General features: G+C 44.5%; 11 protein-coding genes. 3 read left to right on the top strand and 8 right to left on the bottom strand.

The window, feature by feature from the left end:
- Window positions 1–61 precede the first annotated feature (61 nt).
- On the top strand, window positions 62–1,150 hold the full coding sequence (locus AC4EHK_RS03795) for an S-layer homology domain-containing protein (protein ID WP_490977459.1): 1,089 nt from the start codon (window positions 62–64) through the stop codon (window positions 1,148–1,150).
- A gap of 125 nt (window positions 1,151–1,275) precedes the next feature.
- Here the strand turns inward: AC4EHK_RS03795 and AC4EHK_RS03790 are convergent, their stop codons facing one another.
- From AC4EHK_RS03790 to AC4EHK_RS03780, 3 genes are all read right to left on the bottom strand, one after another.
- Window positions 1,276–3,177: a S8 family serine peptidase gene (locus AC4EHK_RS03790; protein ID WP_490977920.1), complete on the bottom strand. Its 1,902-nt coding sequence runs from the start codon at window positions 3,175–3,177 to the stop codon at window positions 1,276–1,278.
- 319 nt (window positions 3,178–3,496) lie between these two features.
- Window positions 3,497–4,522 (bottom strand): acyltransferase, encoded by a 1,026-nt coding sequence (locus AC4EHK_RS03785; RefSeq protein ID WP_490977458.1) that lies wholly within the window; start codon window positions 4,520–4,522, stop codon window positions 3,497–3,499.
- A gap of 110 nt (window positions 4,523–4,632) precedes the next feature.
- Complete coding sequence (locus tag AC4EHK_RS03780; protein ID WP_490977457.1) at window positions 4,633–5,595, bottom strand: CBASS cGAMP-activated phospholipase; 963 nt, start codon at window positions 5,593–5,595, stop codon at window positions 4,633–4,635.
- Window positions 5,596–6,088: 493 nt separating this feature from the next.
- Between AC4EHK_RS03780 and AC4EHK_RS03775 the strand changes: the two genes are divergently transcribed.
- Window positions 6,089–6,832 (top strand): C40 family peptidase, encoded by a 744-nt coding sequence (locus AC4EHK_RS03775; protein WP_490977456.1) that lies wholly within the window; start codon window positions 6,089–6,091, stop codon window positions 6,830–6,832.
- 425 nt (window positions 6,833–7,257) lie between these two features.
- On the opposite strand, the gene AC4EHK_RS03770 is transcribed toward AC4EHK_RS03775, so the two are convergent.
- From AC4EHK_RS03770 to AC4EHK_RS03755, 4 genes are all read right to left on the bottom strand, one after another.
- The gene (locus tag AC4EHK_RS03770) at window positions 7,258–8,418 is read right to left on the bottom strand and encodes a S1C family serine protease (protein ID WP_490977455.1); all 1,161 of its coding nucleotides are present in this window, start codon (window positions 8,416–8,418) and stop codon (window positions 7,258–7,260) included.
- Between the two features lie 149 nt (window positions 8,419–8,567).
- Entirely contained in the window at window positions 8,568–12,062 is a 3,495-nt protein-coding gene (locus tag AC4EHK_RS03765; RefSeq protein ID WP_490977454.1) for a DUF8508 domain-containing protein, read from the bottom strand.
- 126 nt (window positions 12,063–12,188) lie between these two features.
- The gene (locus AC4EHK_RS03760) at window positions 12,189–12,716 is read right to left on the bottom strand and encodes a transposase (RefSeq protein ID WP_490977453.1); all 528 of its coding nucleotides are present in this window, start codon (window positions 12,714–12,716) and stop codon (window positions 12,189–12,191) included.
- Between the two features lie 291 nt (window positions 12,717–13,007).
- Window positions 13,008–16,661 (bottom strand): S8 family serine peptidase, encoded by a 3,654-nt coding sequence (locus tag AC4EHK_RS03755; protein ID WP_490977452.1) that lies wholly within the window; start codon window positions 16,659–16,661, stop codon window positions 13,008–13,010.
- A gap of 300 nt (window positions 16,662–16,961) precedes the next feature.
- Between AC4EHK_RS03755 and AC4EHK_RS03750 the strand changes: the two genes are divergently transcribed.
- The gene (locus tag AC4EHK_RS03750; RefSeq protein ID WP_490977451.1) at window positions 16,962–18,821 is read left to right on the top strand and encodes an LTA synthase family protein; all 1,860 of its coding nucleotides are present in this window, start codon (window positions 16,962–16,964) and stop codon (window positions 18,819–18,821) included.
- Between the two features lie 141 nt (window positions 18,822–18,962).
- On the opposite strand, the gene AC4EHK_RS03745 is transcribed toward AC4EHK_RS03750, so the two are convergent.
- The gene (locus tag AC4EHK_RS03745; protein WP_490977450.1) at window positions 18,963–21,254 is read right to left on the bottom strand and encodes an S-layer homology domain-containing protein; all 2,292 of its coding nucleotides are present in this window, start codon (window positions 21,252–21,254) and stop codon (window positions 18,963–18,965) included.
- Between the last annotated feature and the right edge of the window lie 160 nt (window positions 21,255–21,414).

Here is a 21,414-nt window from a genome sequence, read left to right as displayed (position 1 = left end):
TAACTATTCCGTGTATACTAAAGATGTACTGGAAAAATTTTGGGAAAGAGGATGGATGAACATGAAAAAAACAATGTTTCTAAGTAGCGCTGTATTGGCTCTTAGTTTAATCGCAACACCTGCATTGGCTGCTTCTGATTTGTCAGAGAACCACCGTTTTTATGACGAGATGAACTACCTGGTCGATAAAGAAGTCATTACCGGATATGAGGATGGAACTCTTCGACCGGATCAGGTGGTCACACGTGCCGAAGCCGCTATTATGATTGGCCAATTAAAAAACTTGGACGGCACGCAAAAAGCGACTAACTTTACCGATGTCAGCAAAAGCAGCAAGGCAAGCGGTTATATTGCTGCTGCACAAGAAGCAGGATTTTTAAATGGGTATCCAGACGGAACGTTTCGTCCGGACGCAGTAATCAACCGTGGAGATATGGCGATTTTGCTGTCAAATATTTTCACGATGCCTCTTTCGAGTAATAATAAATTTAAGGATGTATCGGTGAATATGAAAGCTTTCGAGCCGGTGAAAGCGATTGTTTCTTACAATATTACAGGTGGCTATCCTGATGGTACCTATCGCCCAATGACCAGTGTAACTCGTGGTCAATTCTCAGCATTCCTTGCCCGTGGATTGGAACCGGTTTTCAAAAACGATACCCACATGGAAAATTCATACTTGCGGGACAAAACAAAAGTTTATTCCTACCAAACAGAGACTGGCATGGTCCTAAAATCGCGTTATACAGATGATTCAGAACTTCACGGTGAACCGCTTGGATTCCTTTGGGAAAACTTTGGCGAAGGAATAACCGAAGACACATTTTATACAGAAGACGAAACCTATGATATGTACATCATTGGCTACCCGTTCTCTGAATTTACCACTGAACTGGTTTACCCGATCCAAAAAGGCAAAGTCTTCAATATAGATAATAATTACTCACCTGTCAGCACAATCACAGGCGTGAATGTCACGGTCGAAACACCTTACAAAACCTTTACCAACGCAGTCGAAGTGACCGTTCCAGCAGATCCGTCTGTTAACCATGGCACCGGCTATAAATACTATATGGTCGAAGGATACGGCAAAGTGAAACAAGTTAATTCGGATGGTACTGTAACCTCAGAATTGATAAAAGTAGAGTAATGCGTGCCAGGCACGCACACAATTCTCGCACAATTCAATAGAAAAAAGCCGGAAGCAGCAGCTTCCGGCTTTTTTTCGGATTCAATTTGTTCTTAATTCACTGGTGTATATCGCAAAACTTTAATCTACAGAGAAGCTAATCGATAAATAAATATGGCCAGTTGTCCACGTGTTACATTTTGCTCAACACCAAATTGCGTAGCGGTCAAACCATTGGTGATTTGGTTTGCTACCAACGCATTTACAGCCTCTTCGTAACGCAGTGCTACATCCGTAAACGGCAATTTTTCGCCATTTGGCTGAAGATCATAGCTGTTCTGAAGAATCAAGGCAATTTCACCACGTGTCAGTTTTTGAGTAGCTCCAAAGCTCGTTGTGGTTTTACCGTTGATGATGCCAGCGTGTTTCAAAGCATTCACAGCTGACACCGCACGGGTGGGAACGTCGCTAAATCCAGATGCAGGAGCCGTTTCCAGATTTAAGTTGAGTTCTTTTGCCAGCCAAATTGCAGCATCTACACGAAGAATATCATTCTGGATACCAAACTTAGTGGAACTTTCCCCCTTCGTGAGTCCTCTTTTCACTAAGTAATCTACTGCCGGCAAATACGCTGCCGGAACATCAGTAAAAAGATCTGCCGTTTGCGGTATCGTTACTTTCAATGACACCGTTTTGCTTCCAAGCGTTGCCTTAATGGTCGTGCTGCCAACCGATTTCATTGTTACTTTTCCATTGGATACGGCAGCAATTGCCGGATTGGCAGAAACCCAAGTTGCAGTTTCTGTTGCATTGATGGCTTCCCCGTTGGTGTAGGTTGCAGTTAGTGCAAGTTGAACCGTTTTTCCGATGGAACTGGTAATCGATGGTTTGTCAAAAGCAAGCTTAGCCAGTGGATTGCCTATTTCAGAGACTCTGGGAGCTGTATAAGAAGAACCCTGTACCAATCCGTGGCCATAAAGCGGATCTCTTCCCGCTTGTCCTAAATCTTTCGCATCTCCTGTTAACACGGCCCGCAAGTCTTTGTTTGGCAATTTTGGATAGGCTTGCTTCATTAAAGCCAATTGGCCAGCCACAAAAGGTGCCGCCATTGACGTACCTGACATATAACCAAAGCGATTGTTTAACACAGTACTGTAAATGTCCATTCCAGGAGCTACTACCTCAACCGATGGACCCGTAGAAGAAAATCTGGCACGAATGGAATTTTGTCCGATTGCACCGACTCCAATAACGGAAGAATAGCGAGCTGGGTAATCGACATTGTCGCCCAAACCGGAAGATACTCCAACATTTCCAGCTGCTGCGACTATCAATAAGCCATTCGCGTATGCACGATCAAATACTTGTTTAAAAACGCTGGATTCGTCAGGAGATCCACCACTTAAATTGATGATGTCCATGTCGTTTTCCATCGCCCAATTGACGCCTTCAATCAAATCGGACAAATAGGCATCACCTTTACTGTCAAAAGCTTTCACCGCGTACAGTTCCGCTTCATGTGCCACTCCTTTTAATCCGATGCCATTGTCAAGGGCACCAATAATACCCGCAACATGCGTACCATGGCCTTGGTCATCCGAATAAGAAGTTGTATAGTCAACTGTTGAAACTCCACCAGCGATGCGCAAGTCACTGTGATTCGCAATCCCGGAATCGATAACTGCCACTTTCACGCCTTTCCCTGTAAAACCAGATTTCCAAGTTGTAGGCGCTTTGATCTGTGGAATTCCCCAACCTTCTGATTGTTCGCTTAACGTAAAGACGATATCTTCCTCTATTGCTTTAACGGATGGATCTGCTAAAAGTTCTTGAACTTCCTGCTTGGTCATCTCCGCGGAAACGACAGACACTTCATCAAAAACTTCAATATCAGAACCGCCAAAATCTTCCGTCTTCTCAGCAATTGTAAAGCTCTTTTGTTCTTCTTCATAAATGACAATCATGCGTTTTTCTTCGTCGACGTCTGCTGAAACCATTAATGACCCCGTACCAGCCAACAGAAGAAAAGCACTAAAAAAGCTATACACCAGTTTCAACAAAAAGTCCCCCTTTTCTTGCACATGATTTTTTTATAATATTTTCCAAAAAGATAAGAAATATTTAACAAACTTATTGATTTGTTTACAATAACAGTATATAAGATGTTACTACCACCGTCAAAGCTAATTGCATCCATCTGTTGATTTATTGTACTTTATTGACACTTTCTCAAGAAAAAAAATTCCTTTTCACGAGTTGTATTTAAAAAAACATATTTTTATCATCTTCATTTTATTAGATACGAAAATGAGCCAAGCGGAATCTTCCTATAAATGCAAAAACCAGCCTATAAAGCTGGTTTTCATTCTATGGCACCAATCGGTTGATCACCGGCAGCTTTTGCATCGCCAAAATGATTCCAAATGAAATGACAAATATTAAGAGCCATACGAGCGGCACGCTAATGATTGGGTTAAAAGTAGTTTCATTCAATCCAAAAAATTTGTTCAACGAAATTTGGATCAGCGGATGAATAACGTAAATGCCAAATGTTGCCGTGCTGATGCGTGTGATCAGGGCATTGGGTTTGATCTTTTTGCTCATGTGCTGGAATCCGATAAAGATAAACAAAGTAATAAACAAGGCATTTGGCCGGTAATGTTCGTAGAAAAAATCATCGAATTCGTCTGCTGGCAATCCAGCGTTCAAGTAATAAGTGCCCCATAACGTGATGATATAGCCGACAACAGCGAGAACGCCAAGCGGCTTTAAGTATTTTTTCGGCACAGGGTAAAGCACCAGATAAGCGCCAAGCAGGAAGTAGCCAATGTAAGGCTCAAAAAGGCCTGCGGTCACAGCGAGCTCAAACTCAAAGAATTTCGGCAGAAACGGCAGAAAACAGGAAAACCCGATCCAAAACAGCAAAAAGGCTTGGAACATTTTTTTGTCCATGTGCTGCACCAATATTTTTAAAAACGGTGCCATGAGATAGAGCCCGGTAATGGTGTAGAGAAACCACAAGTGGAAGTACACATCATCGGTCAAAAATTGGACCAAAATTTCATACGCGGTATACGACTCTCCCAGCTCATATACGTTGTACAAAGTATAAATAAAACTCCAAAAAATCAGCGGGATAACGACTTTCGACAATCGTTTTCTCAGAAATTGCCTAACACTTTCTTCTTTGTCACGCGTCAGCAGCAATGCCCCGCTGAGCATGAAGAAAATTGGCACACACCAGCGCAAACCGGCATCAAAGACATTGGCGAAATGCCAGATCCAGTCGTCTGTGGAGGTGCTGTTGATGATTTTCGATACTACATGAATGCCGACTACCACAAAAATCGACAAAACCCGCAGCCAATCCATATAGTCATACCTTCTGGCCATGTGGGCAACTCCTTCTATATACATGTTGGTCCTAATCTAATCTCTTTATCATTTTAGCCTGTCACGGCGTTTTGAACCAATACGAATTGATGACAACTGTATGACAGGCTTTAGTCTGCCAATTGTTGGCATAGTTTTTGGATATCTTCCCGATTGGCATCAAGCAATTGCTGGCCAAGCCCAACCAGCGCATCGAGATTTTCTTGTGAACCATCGTCGAGTTTTTCGGTGCCCGTTTCCAGCAGCTCGATTTGAAAGCGGTAGTAACGTTTGGCATCTTCCCGATCGGGCAGGACATGCTTTAATTGATAATCCACAACGTCCGAGCTGCCGTCCATGAGGATATACCAAAGTGGCCGCGCCCAACCAAGCAGACCCCATGTTCGGACGCCGCCAAACTCGATGGTCAATTGCGGATTTCCCGTACCCAATGACACGACCAATAAATCCTTGTCATCCGGAAAGATCTCTCTTGCTTCGGCATAAGCGCACATTGCCGGGTTGTTGGCAAAAACCCCACCATCAATAAAGCTCGCTCCCCGATAAGCTTTGATTTTTTTGGGCACGAAATAAGTAGGAGCTGCAGAAGCGGCACGCGCCACGTCCCGCATCAAGACATCCTTTTCAATTTTCTTCGTGTGCACGTCACGGCTCTTGAAAAAAGCCGTAAAGCGCCCTTGGATTTCGTAGCTCGGAATCACAACATCCTTTAAGGCTTCAGACAACATCGTCTGCCCAAAGTATTTTTTCAGCGATCTTTCCAGCGCACGTGCGTGGTAGCGACGGGTAAAAATGCCGCGAGTCAGTTTGAAAAACAAGGATTTATCAAAAATTTCATGCGACTCTTCTAAATAAAACCCAAGAAACTGCTTAGCTGTGTAGCGAGGATGGGTCGGATCTTTTTCGTCCGGTGCAACCAGTCCAAGCGCCAAAATTCCGCCAGTTGAGGTTCCTACAACCAGATCAAACAGCTCAGCAATCGGCTTGCCGGTCTGTTTTTCCAATTCCGTCAACAACATCGCTGGAATAATGCCCCGGACGCCTCCACCATCAATGGATAAAATCTTCTTCACCTCTCCACCTCCCTCATTATCCAGGACACAGAATCATATTTATATCAATAAAAAACAAATAAATATTATTACAATTAAAAATTCAAACTATTTAGATATTATTTTATTTTTTTGATAAAAAAATGATTATATACTAGGTTCTTTGTTTCAGTCTAAAATCTTTCTAAATTTTGTTCGGCTTGCATAGTTAAAATAAAGCTGGTAGTGTTTTAAAATTTGGATTTATTAGTCGATTAATTGTTACAAACAAACTAAATTTCTTACTCATAACCTCTTTTTCATTAAAATAAACCTTTATTTCGTTTTTTATTGCTGTTGAAAAGGCTGCTGTCATAGGCTTTTAGCGCATGAATTTGTTTTGTTATACAAATGTAATATAACTGCAATTGAATTGACGTTGTTTTTAAGGTGTTCTCTCTATATAGTAAATGGCAGAGCAAAATATTATTAATTCATATACTTGGATAATAAAAACTTGGAGGAACCAACAACAATGAAAAAACTTTTCTTTACGCTACTTACAGCAGGATCATTGCTATTTGCTAACTCAGCCACGGGTGCACAAGACGCTCAACCAGTCCAAACGAACAACACCGCTTCTTACGAAACTACGACATCATCTGTACAGCAAGTTGCCGCAAGCAAAGCAACTGCAAAATCAGGTACGTTTAAAATGAAATACAACACAAACGTTCGCGCAGATGCGGGAACAAAAAACAAAGTTGTAACAGTGGCTAAAAAAGGGTCAGTTGCTACAGCTACTCACCAAAAGAAAGTCGGCAGCGCCACTTGGTACAAAGTAAAAGTTAACGGCAAATCAGGATGGGTATTAAGCACATTGCTAACGTCTACTACTGTCAAGAAAGCTTCAGTTAAAACTGCTTCTTCTTCATCAGTCGTTTCAGAAGCATTATCACTTAAAGGCATCCCGTACAAATTTGGCGGCACAACTCGCGCTGGATTTGATTGCAGCGGATTTATCCAATACGCTTTCAAACAAGCAGGCAAGAACGTTTCACGCACAACTTCTACACAATTTGCTGAAACTTACACTGTCAGCAACCCGCAGCCAGGCGATTTGGTATTCTTCGCTAACACGTACAAGGCTGGAATTTCACACGTTGGGATTTACATTGGCAACAACCAGTTCATCCACTCTGGCGGAGCAAAAGCTGAAGTCAAGAGCATGAACGACTCTTACTGGGGCAAGAAGTTCCACAGCTACAAACGTTTCTAATCAAATAGGATTTTCAAAAGGGTGACCCGAATGTCTGCTATAGCAGGCATTTGCCGGTCCCCTTTTTTCTTTTCCTAAAGATTGATCACTGCTCCGTGACCAATTGATTCTAAAGCGTATATTGCTGTTGCATACGCTTTCTTCTTTTTACCCCGAATAAAAGGACGGTAATCAAAAATAAGATTGCTGCTTGGCTTATTGCGTGAGTCTTCTTCGAAGCTCCTTTTAAAATCACACGAACACATACTCACTACAACCCATTTCCAGCGACTTCAAAACTTCACGTTCCCTTTTCAAACCATAAAAGATGGAGTTTCTTCTATATAAGCTATACTCAAGCTGAGGCGCGTCCTCTCCAAGCGGCCGAAGCTGCTTTAAAACACGAAGACCATAGAAAAAAAGCAGACTCACTAGGAGCCTGCCTGTTATTCATTCACAATGTCCTCAATTTGGTAATCTCCGTACTCGTCAATCACCACCGTATAAATGCCTTCGTGCATAACCGTGGCCGTCTCTCCACTCTCGGTTTCCTCGTACGTAAACTCAGCTTCCGCTTCGATCGTTGCGCTATCTTCGTGGATTTCCACGCGGGTGACAGCCGTCTCGACCGCGCCGTAAATCCGGTCCTGTTCAGCATGTTCTTTAATCAATTCAGTAGCTTCCTGCTCTGCTTCGCTGTCTGGCAAAATATAAGACAAGTAAAAGGAAGATTCAGCTTCGTTCAATGAATAAGGAATTAATTCATAATAAGCAGAGATGAAATTTGCCAACAGGTCATCAGCAAAATAGGCATCTCTCACATCTTGCAGCACAACTTCCTGGGCTTCCGCAGCAATTGGGTTTTCCACCCATTCTACCAAGAGATCCCAGACACTGTAGATTGGAATAGTATAGCCGGATCCTGGTTTTTCTTCCAGAATGATTGAGTTGATGCCAAGAATTTTGCCGGTGTCGGTTGCAATTAGCGGACCGCCGCTGGAACCTTGAGCAATGTCTGCGCTCATTTCGTACAAGCCGGTGTATTCATACACGTCCAGAAAATCAAGATCGGTGCCAGTGATTTCACCGGTAGTGGCCGTATTGCTTTGGTCGTTAGGACTGCCGATGGCAACAACCGGCGTGCCGATGGGAACCGGCTCCATTTCAATTTCCAACGGCTCTTTTCCGGCGAGTTCGTCGACACGGATCAGCGCAAGGTCTTGCGTGTCGGACATGCCGATGATCCGGCCATTAAATTCCTGGCCATCGCTGTTTTTGACGGTGATGTAAGATGCGTCCAAAACCACATGGGCATTGGTCAGAATGTCCCCCTCCGTGTTGATCAAAAAGCCAGACCCTTGTTCCAAGTCGGTATACACGGTATACACATGTGTCTTGGCATTCGCAATCATGGAGGCTTCGCTTAGTTCCTCCTCTACGTCCACTACTTCTTCCTCTTCGACGTTCGAATCGATTTCACTTTCTGCTGGTGCTGATTCCCCTCCTTGGCATCCACTAACCCCTAAAAGCAGCATCAGAAGAAGTAACAGCGGCATCAATCCTCTTTTTGGAAAGCTTCCTATTCGGTTTTGTTTTTGTCCTGTCATCTATATCACCCACTTTTATGACTTGTCAGTTGATTTGTGTTCATTATATCAACTTCAGCTCCAAAGGTCTTTGGACAAAAAGAAAAAAGCATTCTTTTTGAACAGCGCTTGCTGAGAGCGGCTGTTCAAATCGAATACTTTTCACTAGCTTACTTTTTCTTTATCTGTCCTTTATTTGTAACGACGGTGTAATTCCCCAGTTCGTTGACGTTAAGCGTGAAAACATCATCATTCAGTTTCCCCTGGATAATTTTCCATTTTCCTTTATGGTCTTCATATGCACCAAACTGGACTTTAATCGCATTGGTAGTATCGAATGCCAGTGTAAGGTGTGATTTAAATTTCAACGGAAGTTGTTTGCCTTTTAAGTCGGTCAATGCCAAATCGATTTGATTTGTTAAGGTTGGGCGTTTATCGACTTCTTTAGCGTCATCAACTGCCACTTCTAAAACAAACCCTTGTGATGCAGCCGTTGCCAGTTGCTGAAGGTTTTTAGTTGAAAGCGTCATATCCATTGTCGGCATGTCGATCAACAGGTCTTTTCCGCTCTCCAACAATTCAGCTACTGTTTTTTCTGTGAAAGTAATAGCGAGCTCGCCTTTTTTATCCGGTTCCCCAGCAATAACGACAGCTTGGTCTCCAGAAAAATCAGGATTTGCTTGCTGTTTACCTGGCGTTGCGGGTTTTTCAAAGGCAATTTGTGCCAGTAGCGGATCGTGATCCGATGCGCGGCCATGCTGTTCCATAAACATCGCATTGATGTGGACCATATCCAATTCCGTGCGGTCTGCCAAGTTATTGGTTACCAATAAGTGGTCAAGCACTTGAGAATTGCCCTGGTAATAATACGAGTAGCGGTCTTCAAGCGGCACATCTTCGACTTTATTCGTCAAAATATCGCCTTTTAATGCGTTCATTGCCGGCGTGAACTCGAAATCGTTCATGTCGCCTGCAACCACGACGTTCAAGTCTGGATTTTGTTCAAGTCCTTCTGCAATAAAGCCGTTGATGGCTTTTGCCAATTCGATCCGCTCAGGTTCAGAGCCAAGTACTGGCGGCTGGTTCTGGCCGAATAAGGGCTGGTCTCCGCCTTTTGAGTTCAAGTGAGCGCCGATGACAACAACTTGCTCTCCTTGGAATTCAAATTGTGCAGCGATTGGTTTGCGTGTGTTCGGCATAGCAATTGGCTGGACGCGGCCTGGGTTTAAAGCAAGTTCGCCGTCTACCCATGAGTTGTCCTCGGTTGCTGTGCCTTTTGTTCCTTCTGAAAGGGTGACGCGTTCAGGGTTGTACAGATAGCCGACGCGGATGTTCCCGCCTGGCTGTCCGCCGTCTTGGTTGTATTCAGGTGCAATGTCCGTCCAGGCATACGTCGGGCCGCCTGCTGCTTCGATGCCTTTGATCAAACGTTCATAGCTTCCTGTTGCATCGCTGTTGTTTGAAGCGATTGGGCCGTCCGTGTCTTGCACTTCTACCATCACGATAATGTCCGGTGAGTTCAGGTCATCAACGAATGATTCTGCAATGCGTTGTGCTTTTGCATCAGACGTATGGCTTGGGTCTGCCGAGAAGTTCTCAACGTTATAAGCCGATACCGTCAATTCGTCTTCTTTGTTTTCAATCCAAGTTTGTTCCGGCTGTGTTCCGCCGTCTGTCAGTTGCGGCAAATCCGTTTCTTCTGCCCATAGCTTGTAGTTTCCGAAGCCGAAGCCCATAACGCCGACAATATCGCCGTTGAACGAGTCGCCTGCTTTGGCTACAAAGTCTTCATTGTCGAAATCGACCGTGATGCGTTCCGGGTTGAAATCATTTTCCGAGACCAGGATTCCGCCTTGCTTGTGGAATTCTGTGTTCGGCGAGTTTTCCGCTACAACGACTACTTCGCCATAGTTTTGCGGGCCAACAACTTGTGCGTTGGGTACAGCTAAACGCATCAATTCAAGCGACTCCCAGAAATCGATGCCGTCTTCTTTTGGATCAAAAGATGTTAAGCCATCGTTGTCGATGATCTCTGATGGCGGTTGGACATCTTCTCCGATAACAATTGGTTCAGGAAGTGGAGCTGTACCTGTTTTCACTGCGTCCGTAGCACGAATGCGTGTGATTGGCAGGTCATTGTCTCTCATATCTGAATAGCCTTCTTGGAAATGTTCTTCCACCGTTCCGTTGACCGTTACCAGGTCACCGACTTGAAGGCCATTTGATGCTTTGTTAACGATTAACGCTTCTGAAGTCGTCAAGTCATTATCCGGGTTAATGTCCTGGATAACAAAGTTTGCTGAGTTGTACAAATGCGTGACAACACCAATGATTTCATTGACGGCTACGCCTTCGTACGCTGAGTAATGGTCATCGCCCTGAATGTCACGGATTTTCAAGTCCGCTGTTTTCAAAACTGTGTATTCAAATGTAAACACTTCCGATGTTTCGTCAGAAATTGCGATTGCTTTGATCGCTGTGTCTTTTGTCAAGACGATCGGTGCTGTGTATTTTGTGCTGGCGGCAGTTGGTGCGGAACCGTCAAGCGTGTAGTAAATAGTGGCATCTTCCCAGCCGGAAGCTAACGTGATTTCTGCTCCTTCTGAAACGACACCTGGGAACGTATCAGCGTATACTGCCGGTTTGTTGACAAGTTCAAAGCTGTCAAAGCCAAGTGTTTTCACCTGGTACGAATCATTGTATTTTGAAGCGATTCCGTTTACATGGATCAAATCGCCTTCTTTATATTGTTGTGTAAATTGCTCAAATGTTACTCCGTTGCGGTTATCGTTGCGAATTGTGATTGCTTCGCCGTTTTCAGCTACTGCCGAAAACTCGAACGTCCCAAAATCGTTCACACTTTGTAAATCTGTAATTGTGACGTTCTGCAGTGCCACGCGCTCGCCTTGAGTGTCTTCATTGACACCGCTTGGCTCAACGGTCTGGACTGCTGGCACTTCGTTGTTTGAAGAGACCACTTCCACTGTGTTTGGCTGCAGCTGAAGTTCACCGCTGTACTCAGAAACCGTACCTGTCAAACAGACGATATCTCCCGGTGCTACTGCTGCGTTTGAAGTGTAGACATAAATTCCTGCTGTGTCATCTTGTGCGTAAAATGCGTTGCCGCCCCAGAATCCTGTTCCCGTTGTGACGGTTGCTTCGACTTGGATCAGTTCACCCATCATTGTGCGGGCTTCTGCCAGTGAATCCACGACCGTTGCTTCAGGTGGTGCTTCGCCTTCGGATTCAATTGTGAAAGCTGATGCTGAACGCAATCCTGGAACTTGAAAATAAGCACCTAAAGTCCCTGTAATGGTAACTTCAGCTTTAAAGTTGGTGGGATTGTCAACCAAGTTCAAACCTGCACGTACAGCTCCTGTCGGCAATTGAACTGGAATGATTTTTGTTGGATCTGTCTCGTCCGGAGAATCGGCAAGACCCAGATTTGTAGCAGCTTTAAAAGGTGCTTCCTGGTCATAGTTGGTTCCACTTGTTGCCGTTCCAACAATATAGCCTTTCACTGTAGCAGCACCCGCGTTGTTCGCAATTGCTTCTGCGACTGTCAGCGGTTCTGCAGCATTTGTCGTAGTTGCCATATATGGCAGCACTGCAGACAAAACCAAAACAAGGCTCAATAGCATCTTCATAAACGTATTTCTCGCCAAAATCTTCACTCCTCAGGAATAGTATAGGTTACGTAATAAGTATACAGGGAAAAGCTGCTAATTCTATTAAACTTTTGTAAATAATGTTGTTTTTATCTCATTTCGTGCCTGGCACCCGAACAATTCTTACTCGATCTCCAGGAGATCAGGTTCTTCACAATACGCCAAATACCCGATCCTGCATTTAGAGTAAGGTCTAGGCAAAATCGTGGGCAGGTACGTCAGATTAAGGAATTCATATGGAGAACTGAGGGAGTCTGCGTACAGGCGAAATGAGCTATGAGGATAATCTTTCATCGCTTCCGCCATGAGTTGGCTCGTGTTGAGGGGATTCCTGTGAATGTAGCGGCTGACCGCGAGGATGCTTTTGGGGGTTACCGCTTTGTCGGCGTAATAACGGCTTTCGTAAAAAAAACCGCTGTACTTGTATTTCTTCTTGTAGTAATCACTGTAACGCTTGTTGATGAGTGCCATGAGCTTTCCCAATGGCACTTCAGGAGACCGGATCAATAAATGATAATGATTGGTCATCAGGCAATAGGCTAAAATCGTAAACGAATGTTTTTCATGCGCATAGGTCAGCACCCTGAAAAAGGCAGATCTATCCGAATCATTCAGAAAAATTGCTTGTCTGTTATTCCCCCTCATCACCACATGTTCGTATACCTCCGGGTTCCATATACGTCGGTTTCTTCCCAATTTTCCACACTCCTTTTAACTTTTATTTATATAGTAGAAACAAGCTGACCGTTCGTCAATTGTTCCAAAAAACGGATAGTTAACTTTTGTCTTGGGATAACAACTCAAAAATATTTTTTCACAAGCATTGCATGCGGATACAGGCTTTTTCGTGGTCAAACTTTATTTTTGAATTGTTTGGGTGCCAGGCACCCAAACAAAAAGCCGGGAGAAATTTCTCCCGGCTCCGGCTTGTTGCCATTCTTCCTATTCTTTTGTGATGACAAACTTTTCTTCTGTAATAAGCCCTGCCGCATCCACTACTTTCAAGGTATAGCTATTTTCTCCAAGGCTGGAAACTGGCACTTCAACGGTAATGTCTTCATCGAATTCGCCTTCGCCATACGGCTCGGTCATGTTTTGGCTGAAGACTTCGCTGTCAGTCAAGTACACTTTGATGGCGTCCATATTGTCCCTAACATTAAAACTCACTTCCACGCTGTCTTCGCTGGTTGTTTCGGGTACGTCCAGCAGTTCGAGTTCGGCAGGCTGGGTGTCAATCAATACTTGGCTGCGCACCTCGAGCTCGTTGCCCGCCTCGTCGATGGCTTTGGCGAAGATGTCGTTCCGGCCGTCTTCAAAGGTCACGGAATGCTGGAAGAACCAGCCGTCAAAGCGATCGGCTTTTTCACCGTTGACTGTGACCGCCACAATGCGCGACTGATCTTCGACGCTGCCAAAGACATCCACTCGCTTGGTGCTCAATACTTCAAACAGTCCCGGAGTGATGATGGATACAGCGGGTTTTTCAGTATCGGCGACTGCACCCGTAAGCGCCACTTCGGTTTTATTGCCAGCAGTGTCATGGAACACGGCTTTTAGTTTATCGCCTGCTTTAATTGCTACCGGCACAACGTATTGGGTAGTGGCAGGTGCCAAGGATTCGTCTTCAAAGGTGTCGGGTTTTTCCGTCAGCTCGACATCATTGAGGAACACTTCCCAACGGTCCGCTCCACCGCCCCCTGCGTTATCCGCAAAACTGGCGACCGTCACGGTTTTTGTTTCTGCATTCAACGTGGCTTTCGCAGCTGGCGCCACCGTGTCGACCAAAATCGGCAAGGTCAACGATTGCCATTCAGCATCCGGGTAATCAATGACGGCGCGCATTTGAATCTGGTAGTTGCCATCTTCCACCGTTTTGCCCAGCACTTCCCCGTTCCATTCATTGAGCGCATCGTAATAATACGAAAAGTTTTGGGTATAATTTTTCACGAGATCCCTCCCAGTTTGCAAGGTACGCAGTTTTTTGCCATCTGCATCCAGCACATTGACTTCCAGCCCTTTGGCGTTGCGCAAGAGCGAGAACGCTGGAATGACGGACTCCCGGCTGCCGTCGCCATTTGGCGAGAAGGCAAAACGCTCAGGCGCATAGCCTTGCTGGTGGCTGCCGCCATTGAGGATCATGCCGTATTCATCGGTCAGGAAGGTGGATGCAAAAAATGTTCCCGGATCCCAAGCTACGTCATCGAACACCGGGGCGTCGTCCCATCCACCATTAAATCCGAAATACGGTACAACAAGCGGCGTGTTGCCGGTTACGCCTTCATTTCCATCGGTCAATGTAATAAACCCGTCAATGAAGAAGCCGTTGGTGAATCCTGCAAATTCCGGCCGCCCTTGCAAGGTCGAGGCGTCGATTGTCACTTCGATTTCTACCGTGCCATTTGCCGGTACGGTTACTGTTTGGGGTGCTGTGACATTGACCAGATCAGTTACCACGTTAGCGCCCGAACGGTTCGGATCAGTTACGTCAATGTTCCGTTCCGGAAGCTTCGTGACATAATCGGTTTGGACGGTGACCGCTACTGCATAAGTAGCCGCTTTGTCTGAAAAATTCTCGGCCTGCAGCGTCATGGTCATGCGATTGTCCTGGATTTCCTTTAACGCCACTTTGGCGTCGCCGCTGTTCCCTTCTGTCAGCATGACATTTGTCGACAGCGCGTCGTGCAATTGCATCAAGCCGGAACCTTGCCGGCGCGGAGACACAAACTGGCCTGCGACCAACTCCACCGGATTGGCGGTATTCATCATCAGGTTTTTCGCAAATTGTACCCGGTCGCGCCCTTCAAGGCCCAGCTCTTCGATGCGCTGGAACAAGAGGGCTGCTCCGCCTGCCACGTGCGGCGCGGCCATTGAAGTTCCGCTCATCAGGCCGTATTCATTGTTGTTGAAGGTGGAGAAAATATTGCCGCCGGGTGCTGTGACTTCCGGCTTAAAGTCCAAATTCGGGGTCGGCCCCCAAGACGTAAAGTCGCTCATCTTCCCGGCATTCGGATTGGGCGTTTCCAGTTTTGCTCCGTCAAACGACACGGTCACTGCCTTGCCCGCAGCAAGCGCCGTTTTCATCGCCAATCCATTGGCTTGAAGCGTCGACATAAACGGAATGGTGATGGATGGATCGGATTCCATATTGATCGGTCCGGTTGTGTTGTTGTAAATAATCACGCCCGCTGCACCCGCTGCTTGTGCGGCAAACGCTTTTTCCGTAAACGGAATCGTCCCCCGCGCGATCAAGGCGAATTTGCCGGTCACCTCTTTTCCTTCAAAATCTGCCGGCTGACCCAAACCCACGTCCACTACGGCGTAAGAATCGGCAGGCAAACTCTCCGGCTCTGCGCTGTTTGCCAGCAAATACAGCGCGCGTTCGGCTTCCGCTCCCTCAATTTGATACAGAAAGCTGTCGGTAGTAAGGGCACTGTTTTCGAAAGAAGCCACGCCCAGCGAATCAATGGCGGTTCCCGGTGTGCCCACTAAGCCGTAATCCTGGTTTTCCGCAAATGGCGACAAGTAACCCGAGCCGCGCAAATCTTCATTGCCCGCCGAAATGGCAACGAGGATGCCATTGTTCGTCGCCCGTTCCACAGCCTGCTGTTCCGGGCTTGATGTATCGACAAACCCTGCTGTTGCACCGAGCGACATATTGATGACGTCCGCTCCTAATTTGATGGAATCATCGATTGCTTTGATGTAAATATCTCCAAATGTCGATGCGTAATATGCATCGTTGCCGAAAACTTTCAATGCAAGCAGCTGCGCTTCCGGTGCGACGCCTTGAATGCCGCCGGTTTCTTCATTGCCATTGGCACCGATTGTTCCCGCCACGTGCATACCGTGCATCGAGGCACCAGGCGCAATGTCGCGGATTTCCGTATTGGCGTCCATGTAGTTATAACCGAATGGCACTTTTTGCGTAAAATACTTGCCTTCTTCTATTTCACTGTTTGAAACAAAAGACTCTACTTCGGTTTGCGTCAGAGAAGCCGTGGTGTTGTTGGTCAACACCATGTCCTGATGGTTCGGATCAATGCCTGTATCGATGACCCCGACAATCATCCCTTCTCCTTTAAACCCATAATCACGCCAAGCTTGCTGCGCCTGCACGAGCTCTTTGGAATATTTCATGGTTGGTTTGACTTCTGGGCGCTTGTATTCGGTCGCTTCGTATACGGCTTTCACGTTCGGCAGCTTGGCGATTTCCGCTACTTGCCCTGCCTCTACTTGTGCCGAGAAACCGTTAAAAACAGCTGTGAAGGTTTGGAGATAATCAATCGCTGGCGCTACGTCCTCAATCGACTCTTGCACGGTTTCCTGCTTTGCCGCAGCAGCTGCTTCAATCTGCTGTTTCTGCGCATCCGGCAGCTCTTTATAAAGAACGCCCCTTGAAGTCGCTGCTTCAATTGTCGGCTCTTCCTGCAGCTCGATAATCACCCGCACACTTTCTTTCGGTGATTCCGGCTTGAGCAGCGCTTGCGCCAACTCAATCTTCGGTTCCGGAGCTGCCTGCACTTTTGCACTGTCGAAACTGCCCAGACTACTCGTTGCAAGTAGTAAAATTGCTAATAAGATTAGCATCTTTTTCATACTTCTTCCTCCCTTTTCTAAAATCCTTATCTAAATTATCAAATAATTAAATCAACTTCATTTTTCCAGTTTATCAACCAAAAGTCCATGGTTCTAAAGCTAGCTTATTTGTTAGTTATTTTCGAATTATTTAGGTCCTTTAGTTTTTCTGTGAAATTCTATGTGCCTAATTGTGTCGGTGCCAGGCACGCACACAATTTCATTTGCTTACCTGGTAAAATTCCCCTATACTTAAAAACAGTTCACTTATTACCATAATTTATAAAAGTGAATAGCTAGACATTTTTTTGAGGTGATTTTATGCGATTCAAATGGAGCTACAAACCAGTCTTGGTTATGATAGCGACCATGTTTTACTTCTTTTTATTGATCAATGGAATTGAAACATACTTAAATGACAGTTACGAAGAACGAGCAGCTTGGCGCGGAGAAAATAAAGAGGCCTTTTTCTTTAACTACATGATTGTTTTCAGCTTGTTTATTGTGTTTTTGGGAATCTTCAACCGCTATTTCCTTAGTTTTTTTATAACAAATGCAGTGGTTATTCTGCTTGCCGTTTTTAGCTATTACAAGTTCAGTTTTCTTGGGGAGTTTTTGTATCCATGGGATTTACTGCTTTACAATAATATCCTGAATTTGCTGCCTAATTTGTATGAAACCATCAATTTGACACAGGTGATCGTTGTTTTCGGTTTGATTGTCGCTGTCCTTGTTGGTTTTTCGGCCTATTTGTTCATCAAAAAGCCAAAGCGTTGGATTCGGCTAACTCCTCTGGCGCGCTTGTTATTTATCGGTTTAGGAGCAGCCTATTTGAGCATTTTCGTGTTTTACCGCTCAATTCCTGATGTTGAGTCTACTTTGAAAGATGCTGGAGTTACCAATATTACCTTTGACCAAGGCAAAAATTACAAATCCAACGGCTTTCTGCTGACGTTTTTATTGAACATGCAAAGTGCGATTGTGCTACCGCCCAGCGGTTACAACCAAGAAAACATTTTGGATATTGTCGATGGGTTGAATAAAGTTGAACCACAGTCCAACTCTGCGCCGGAAACAGATCCAAACATCATTTTTATCATGAGTGAATCTTTTTGGGATCCTACCTTAGTCGAAGGGACATCGTATAACGAAGACCCGATGCCGACGGTTAGAGCTCAACAGCAAGGCCAGATTCTGGCTCCTGCTTTTGGCGGCGGAACGAGCAATGTGGAATTCGAGGCACTGACCGGCTTTAGCAATATGTTCTTGCCGCCCGGCTCTGTTCCGTACCAGCAGTATATTAAAAATGAAGTTCCGGCAATGCCCAATTATTTGGCTGACCGGGGGTATCAAACCACTGCAGTTCACCCATATCCAAAATGGTTCTGGAACCGGGAAGAGGTCTATAAACATCTCGGTTTCAACACCTTCATCGACATAGACGGTTTCACTGATCCAGTCTACAAAGGACCGTACGTTTCTGACCAACAGGTGACGGATACCATTATCGAGCAGACGGAAGCGAATGAAGATCCAACATTCGTTTACGCCATCACGATGCAAAACCACACTAGCTATAATGTCGACAAGTACGACGACTTTACTGTTGAAACGGAAGTTCCTGCTGGAGTTGATCCGGTCTTTAATTTATTGCTCCGGTCCTACACGCAAGGAATTGCAGATGCAGATGCTGCGTTTAAGAGTTTAATCGATTATTACGAAACATCTGATGAACCGACCATCATTGTGTTCTTCGGGGACCACCTGCCTGGTCTTGGCAACGACTATAAGTTTTACAAACAAGCCGATTACGTACCGCGTGGTGCGGGAGATATTAACTGGAGTCTTGACGATCAGCTGAAAATGCGGTCCACTCCGTTGGCCATTTGGAATAACTTTGACACGGAAGTGCCGGAACTTGGAACCATCAGCCCGTCCTTCCTGGCACCCGTCGTATTTGATTTGGCAGGAATCGAACAGCCTTTGTACCATTCCGTTCTTGAGAACTTCAAAGCCGAAATGCCCGGCTACACGAACGAAGTAAAACTCGATGCGAATGGTGAATTGTTCAGGCTAACACCTGACGAAGTCGAAGCTACTGAAAACCAATATGAACTGATTCAATACGATCTGCTCTTCGGAGATCAATATTCTTTAGACAGGTTGTTTGAAGATCAGTGATAACCTACAATAAAAACACAAAACCCTCGCGAGCCGATTATACGGTTCGGAGGGTTTTGTGTTTTGAATTGTGTGGGTGCCAGGCACCATATAACAAAAAAATGATACCAGAAATACTCCTGGTACCACAAATATATCAGATTAGTTGAGTTCTGCAGCGAGGACCTGTAATTTCTTTAACGTCTTTTGGTCATCTGATAGTGCATTAAAGTTTGTTAAAACAGTCTCTATCTCTTCTTTAGTATAGTCATTAAAATCAGGAATATATTTGTACATGGTTTCAGTGGTTAATGAGTTTTTTTCGACTTCGAAATGTTCCATTATCGTCTCCATCAAGTTTTCTACTCTTACTTGATTGATAAACTCAGATTGTACGCTGTTGTCATTATTTAAAAGTTCTATCAGAACGTTTACAGATGACTCAGTGACAAAGTACGTATCCCTAATTGGATTCAAAAAAGTAATTTTTGACTCCGTATTTATGTTTTCAATCGTTTTTATCGATTCGTTAGACATAGACTGATTGATGGTCACTCTCGCTTTTTGGACTCCTGGGTAATCTTTTGCGATTTCTTCAAGATTTAAGTTAACGTCTAAGCGGCTTGTAAAATATCCGTTAGTCGCACTGTATGCTTCCCATTGTTCAGCTGATAGAGAAACTGCTGAAGTATATGTGTTATGTTCAGGTTCAACTATTACAAGATAGTCAACAGTTTTACTTTCCTCGCTTCTAATTACTTTTGCAGTAAGCGTTACTTTAACCGCTTCTTCACCTTTAGATGGTCGGGTAACTTTTCCTTCCGTACTTATCACGTCAGGGTGGGACGAGCTCCATTCGATTTCTACACCGGTGCCGTCAGAAGTATGTAAATCTATTTTTCCAGCGTATTCTGAAGGAGTAGTTGTGTAGGATTCTACTAAATATTTGTCCAAAGCTCTATCGATTTCCATTAGACGATTTTTATCTTTAGTCGATAAGACAACCGCCTCTACCTGCTTTGTAAGTTGCTCACGTTGTGAAACCAATTCGTGATAATTCCCGTAACGTTCTTCGTTAATAAAATCTCCTTCAATATATTCTTTTTGCTTCTCTTCATAACTCCCAATCAATTTATCAACATCAATCACTACAGGCGTTGGAGCTGGTCGAGTCGGTTGAATGACTTCGGATATAGGTTTAGTTGCAACTTGTTCGCCTGCATTATCCCTCACAATTATCCCTGGGGCAGCTTCCAAAGTTTCAACCGTTCCTGCTGGTGCATTCAAAACAACTTCTCCTACTTTGATATTAAGATTGTTAATGGTCGAAGAAGTTTCCACCGTAATAGTAGCTGGTTGATTTACTTCTACCAAATCCAGCTTGCCACTCAACTTCACATTCCCTACCGTGTTCAAAGCTATCATTCCATTTACGCTTCCACTCCCCTGGTTCGCAAAACTAACGCCATCCGCATCAGTAATATCCACAGAATTTAAGACTCCATAATTATAGAAAGTATTTTCTTTAACGTTAATAATATGTGTCTTGCCTGTAATTTCAACATTCTCGTCAACAATAAAATCTGACTTCGGAACATCGATCGTTAAGTCACCTTGTAATTTTCCTCCTGCGCTTGTTGAAAACAATTGAATGGCATTCGTACCAGAATGATCTCGATATTCGATATTTCCGGTTAAAGTTTTACCATTTAGATCTATTTTCACGTTCCGGCTAAGTACAGGGAGTGTGGTTGCCGTAATATTTGTACTTAGAAGAATTTCATCGACGTTCTGATTATTGAGAGCAGCTGCCAGATCAGCTTCACTCGCTACAGAACGCTGGATTTTAGGAATATGTAAAGTGGATAGATTATGTAGGAAAATGGCAAATTCACCACGTGTAAGTGCCTGATCCACCCCAAAAGACGTTTTGGTCTTACCATTTGTGATTTTGCTGCCCAATAGTGCATTTACTGCATTTTCATACCTTGGGGATACATCGGTGTAGGCATGCAAAGTGGTTCCAGCATCCAACTCGTAAGCCTCCACTAGCATTAATGCTGCCTCACCGCGAGTAATCGGCTGTTCTGAAGCAAACCTTTCAGCCGTTTTACCGTTTATGATTCCCTTGGCCTTCAATGCATCTACATATTTCTTGGCACGCTTGGGAACATCCGTAAACTTTGACTCTTGAACATTTTCAATATCCAATTCCATTGCCTTGGCTAAAAGAATCGCTGCATCTGCACGTTTAATTGACTGCTCTGTACCAAAAGATGTCGCAGTCAAGCCTTCAGTGATTTTCTCAACTGCCAAATATTCTACAGCTCTCTTATAACGTTCTGATACATCCGTATAGCTCATTGCCGATACAGGGGCTACTGCCGATAGAATCAAGGCTGCACTAAGAGCAGACGCAGCGAAATTCCGGTACAACTTACTTGAATGAGTCATCAAAATTCCTCCAATTGAAAAGTATGATTACTTTATAAATTAAGTGCCATATGAATCATTTAAGTTTAAATGACATATGCAAATACATCTATATTAATATTTTAAACTATAGTATAAATTAATCAATAGTTTTCCAATTAATACTTAATTAGTTAGTAGA

Source organism: Planococcus sp. TJ-307 (assembly GCF_058268435.1).
Note: the sequence above shows the minus strand (reverse complement) of the source record. Positions and strands in the feature narration are given on the sequence as shown.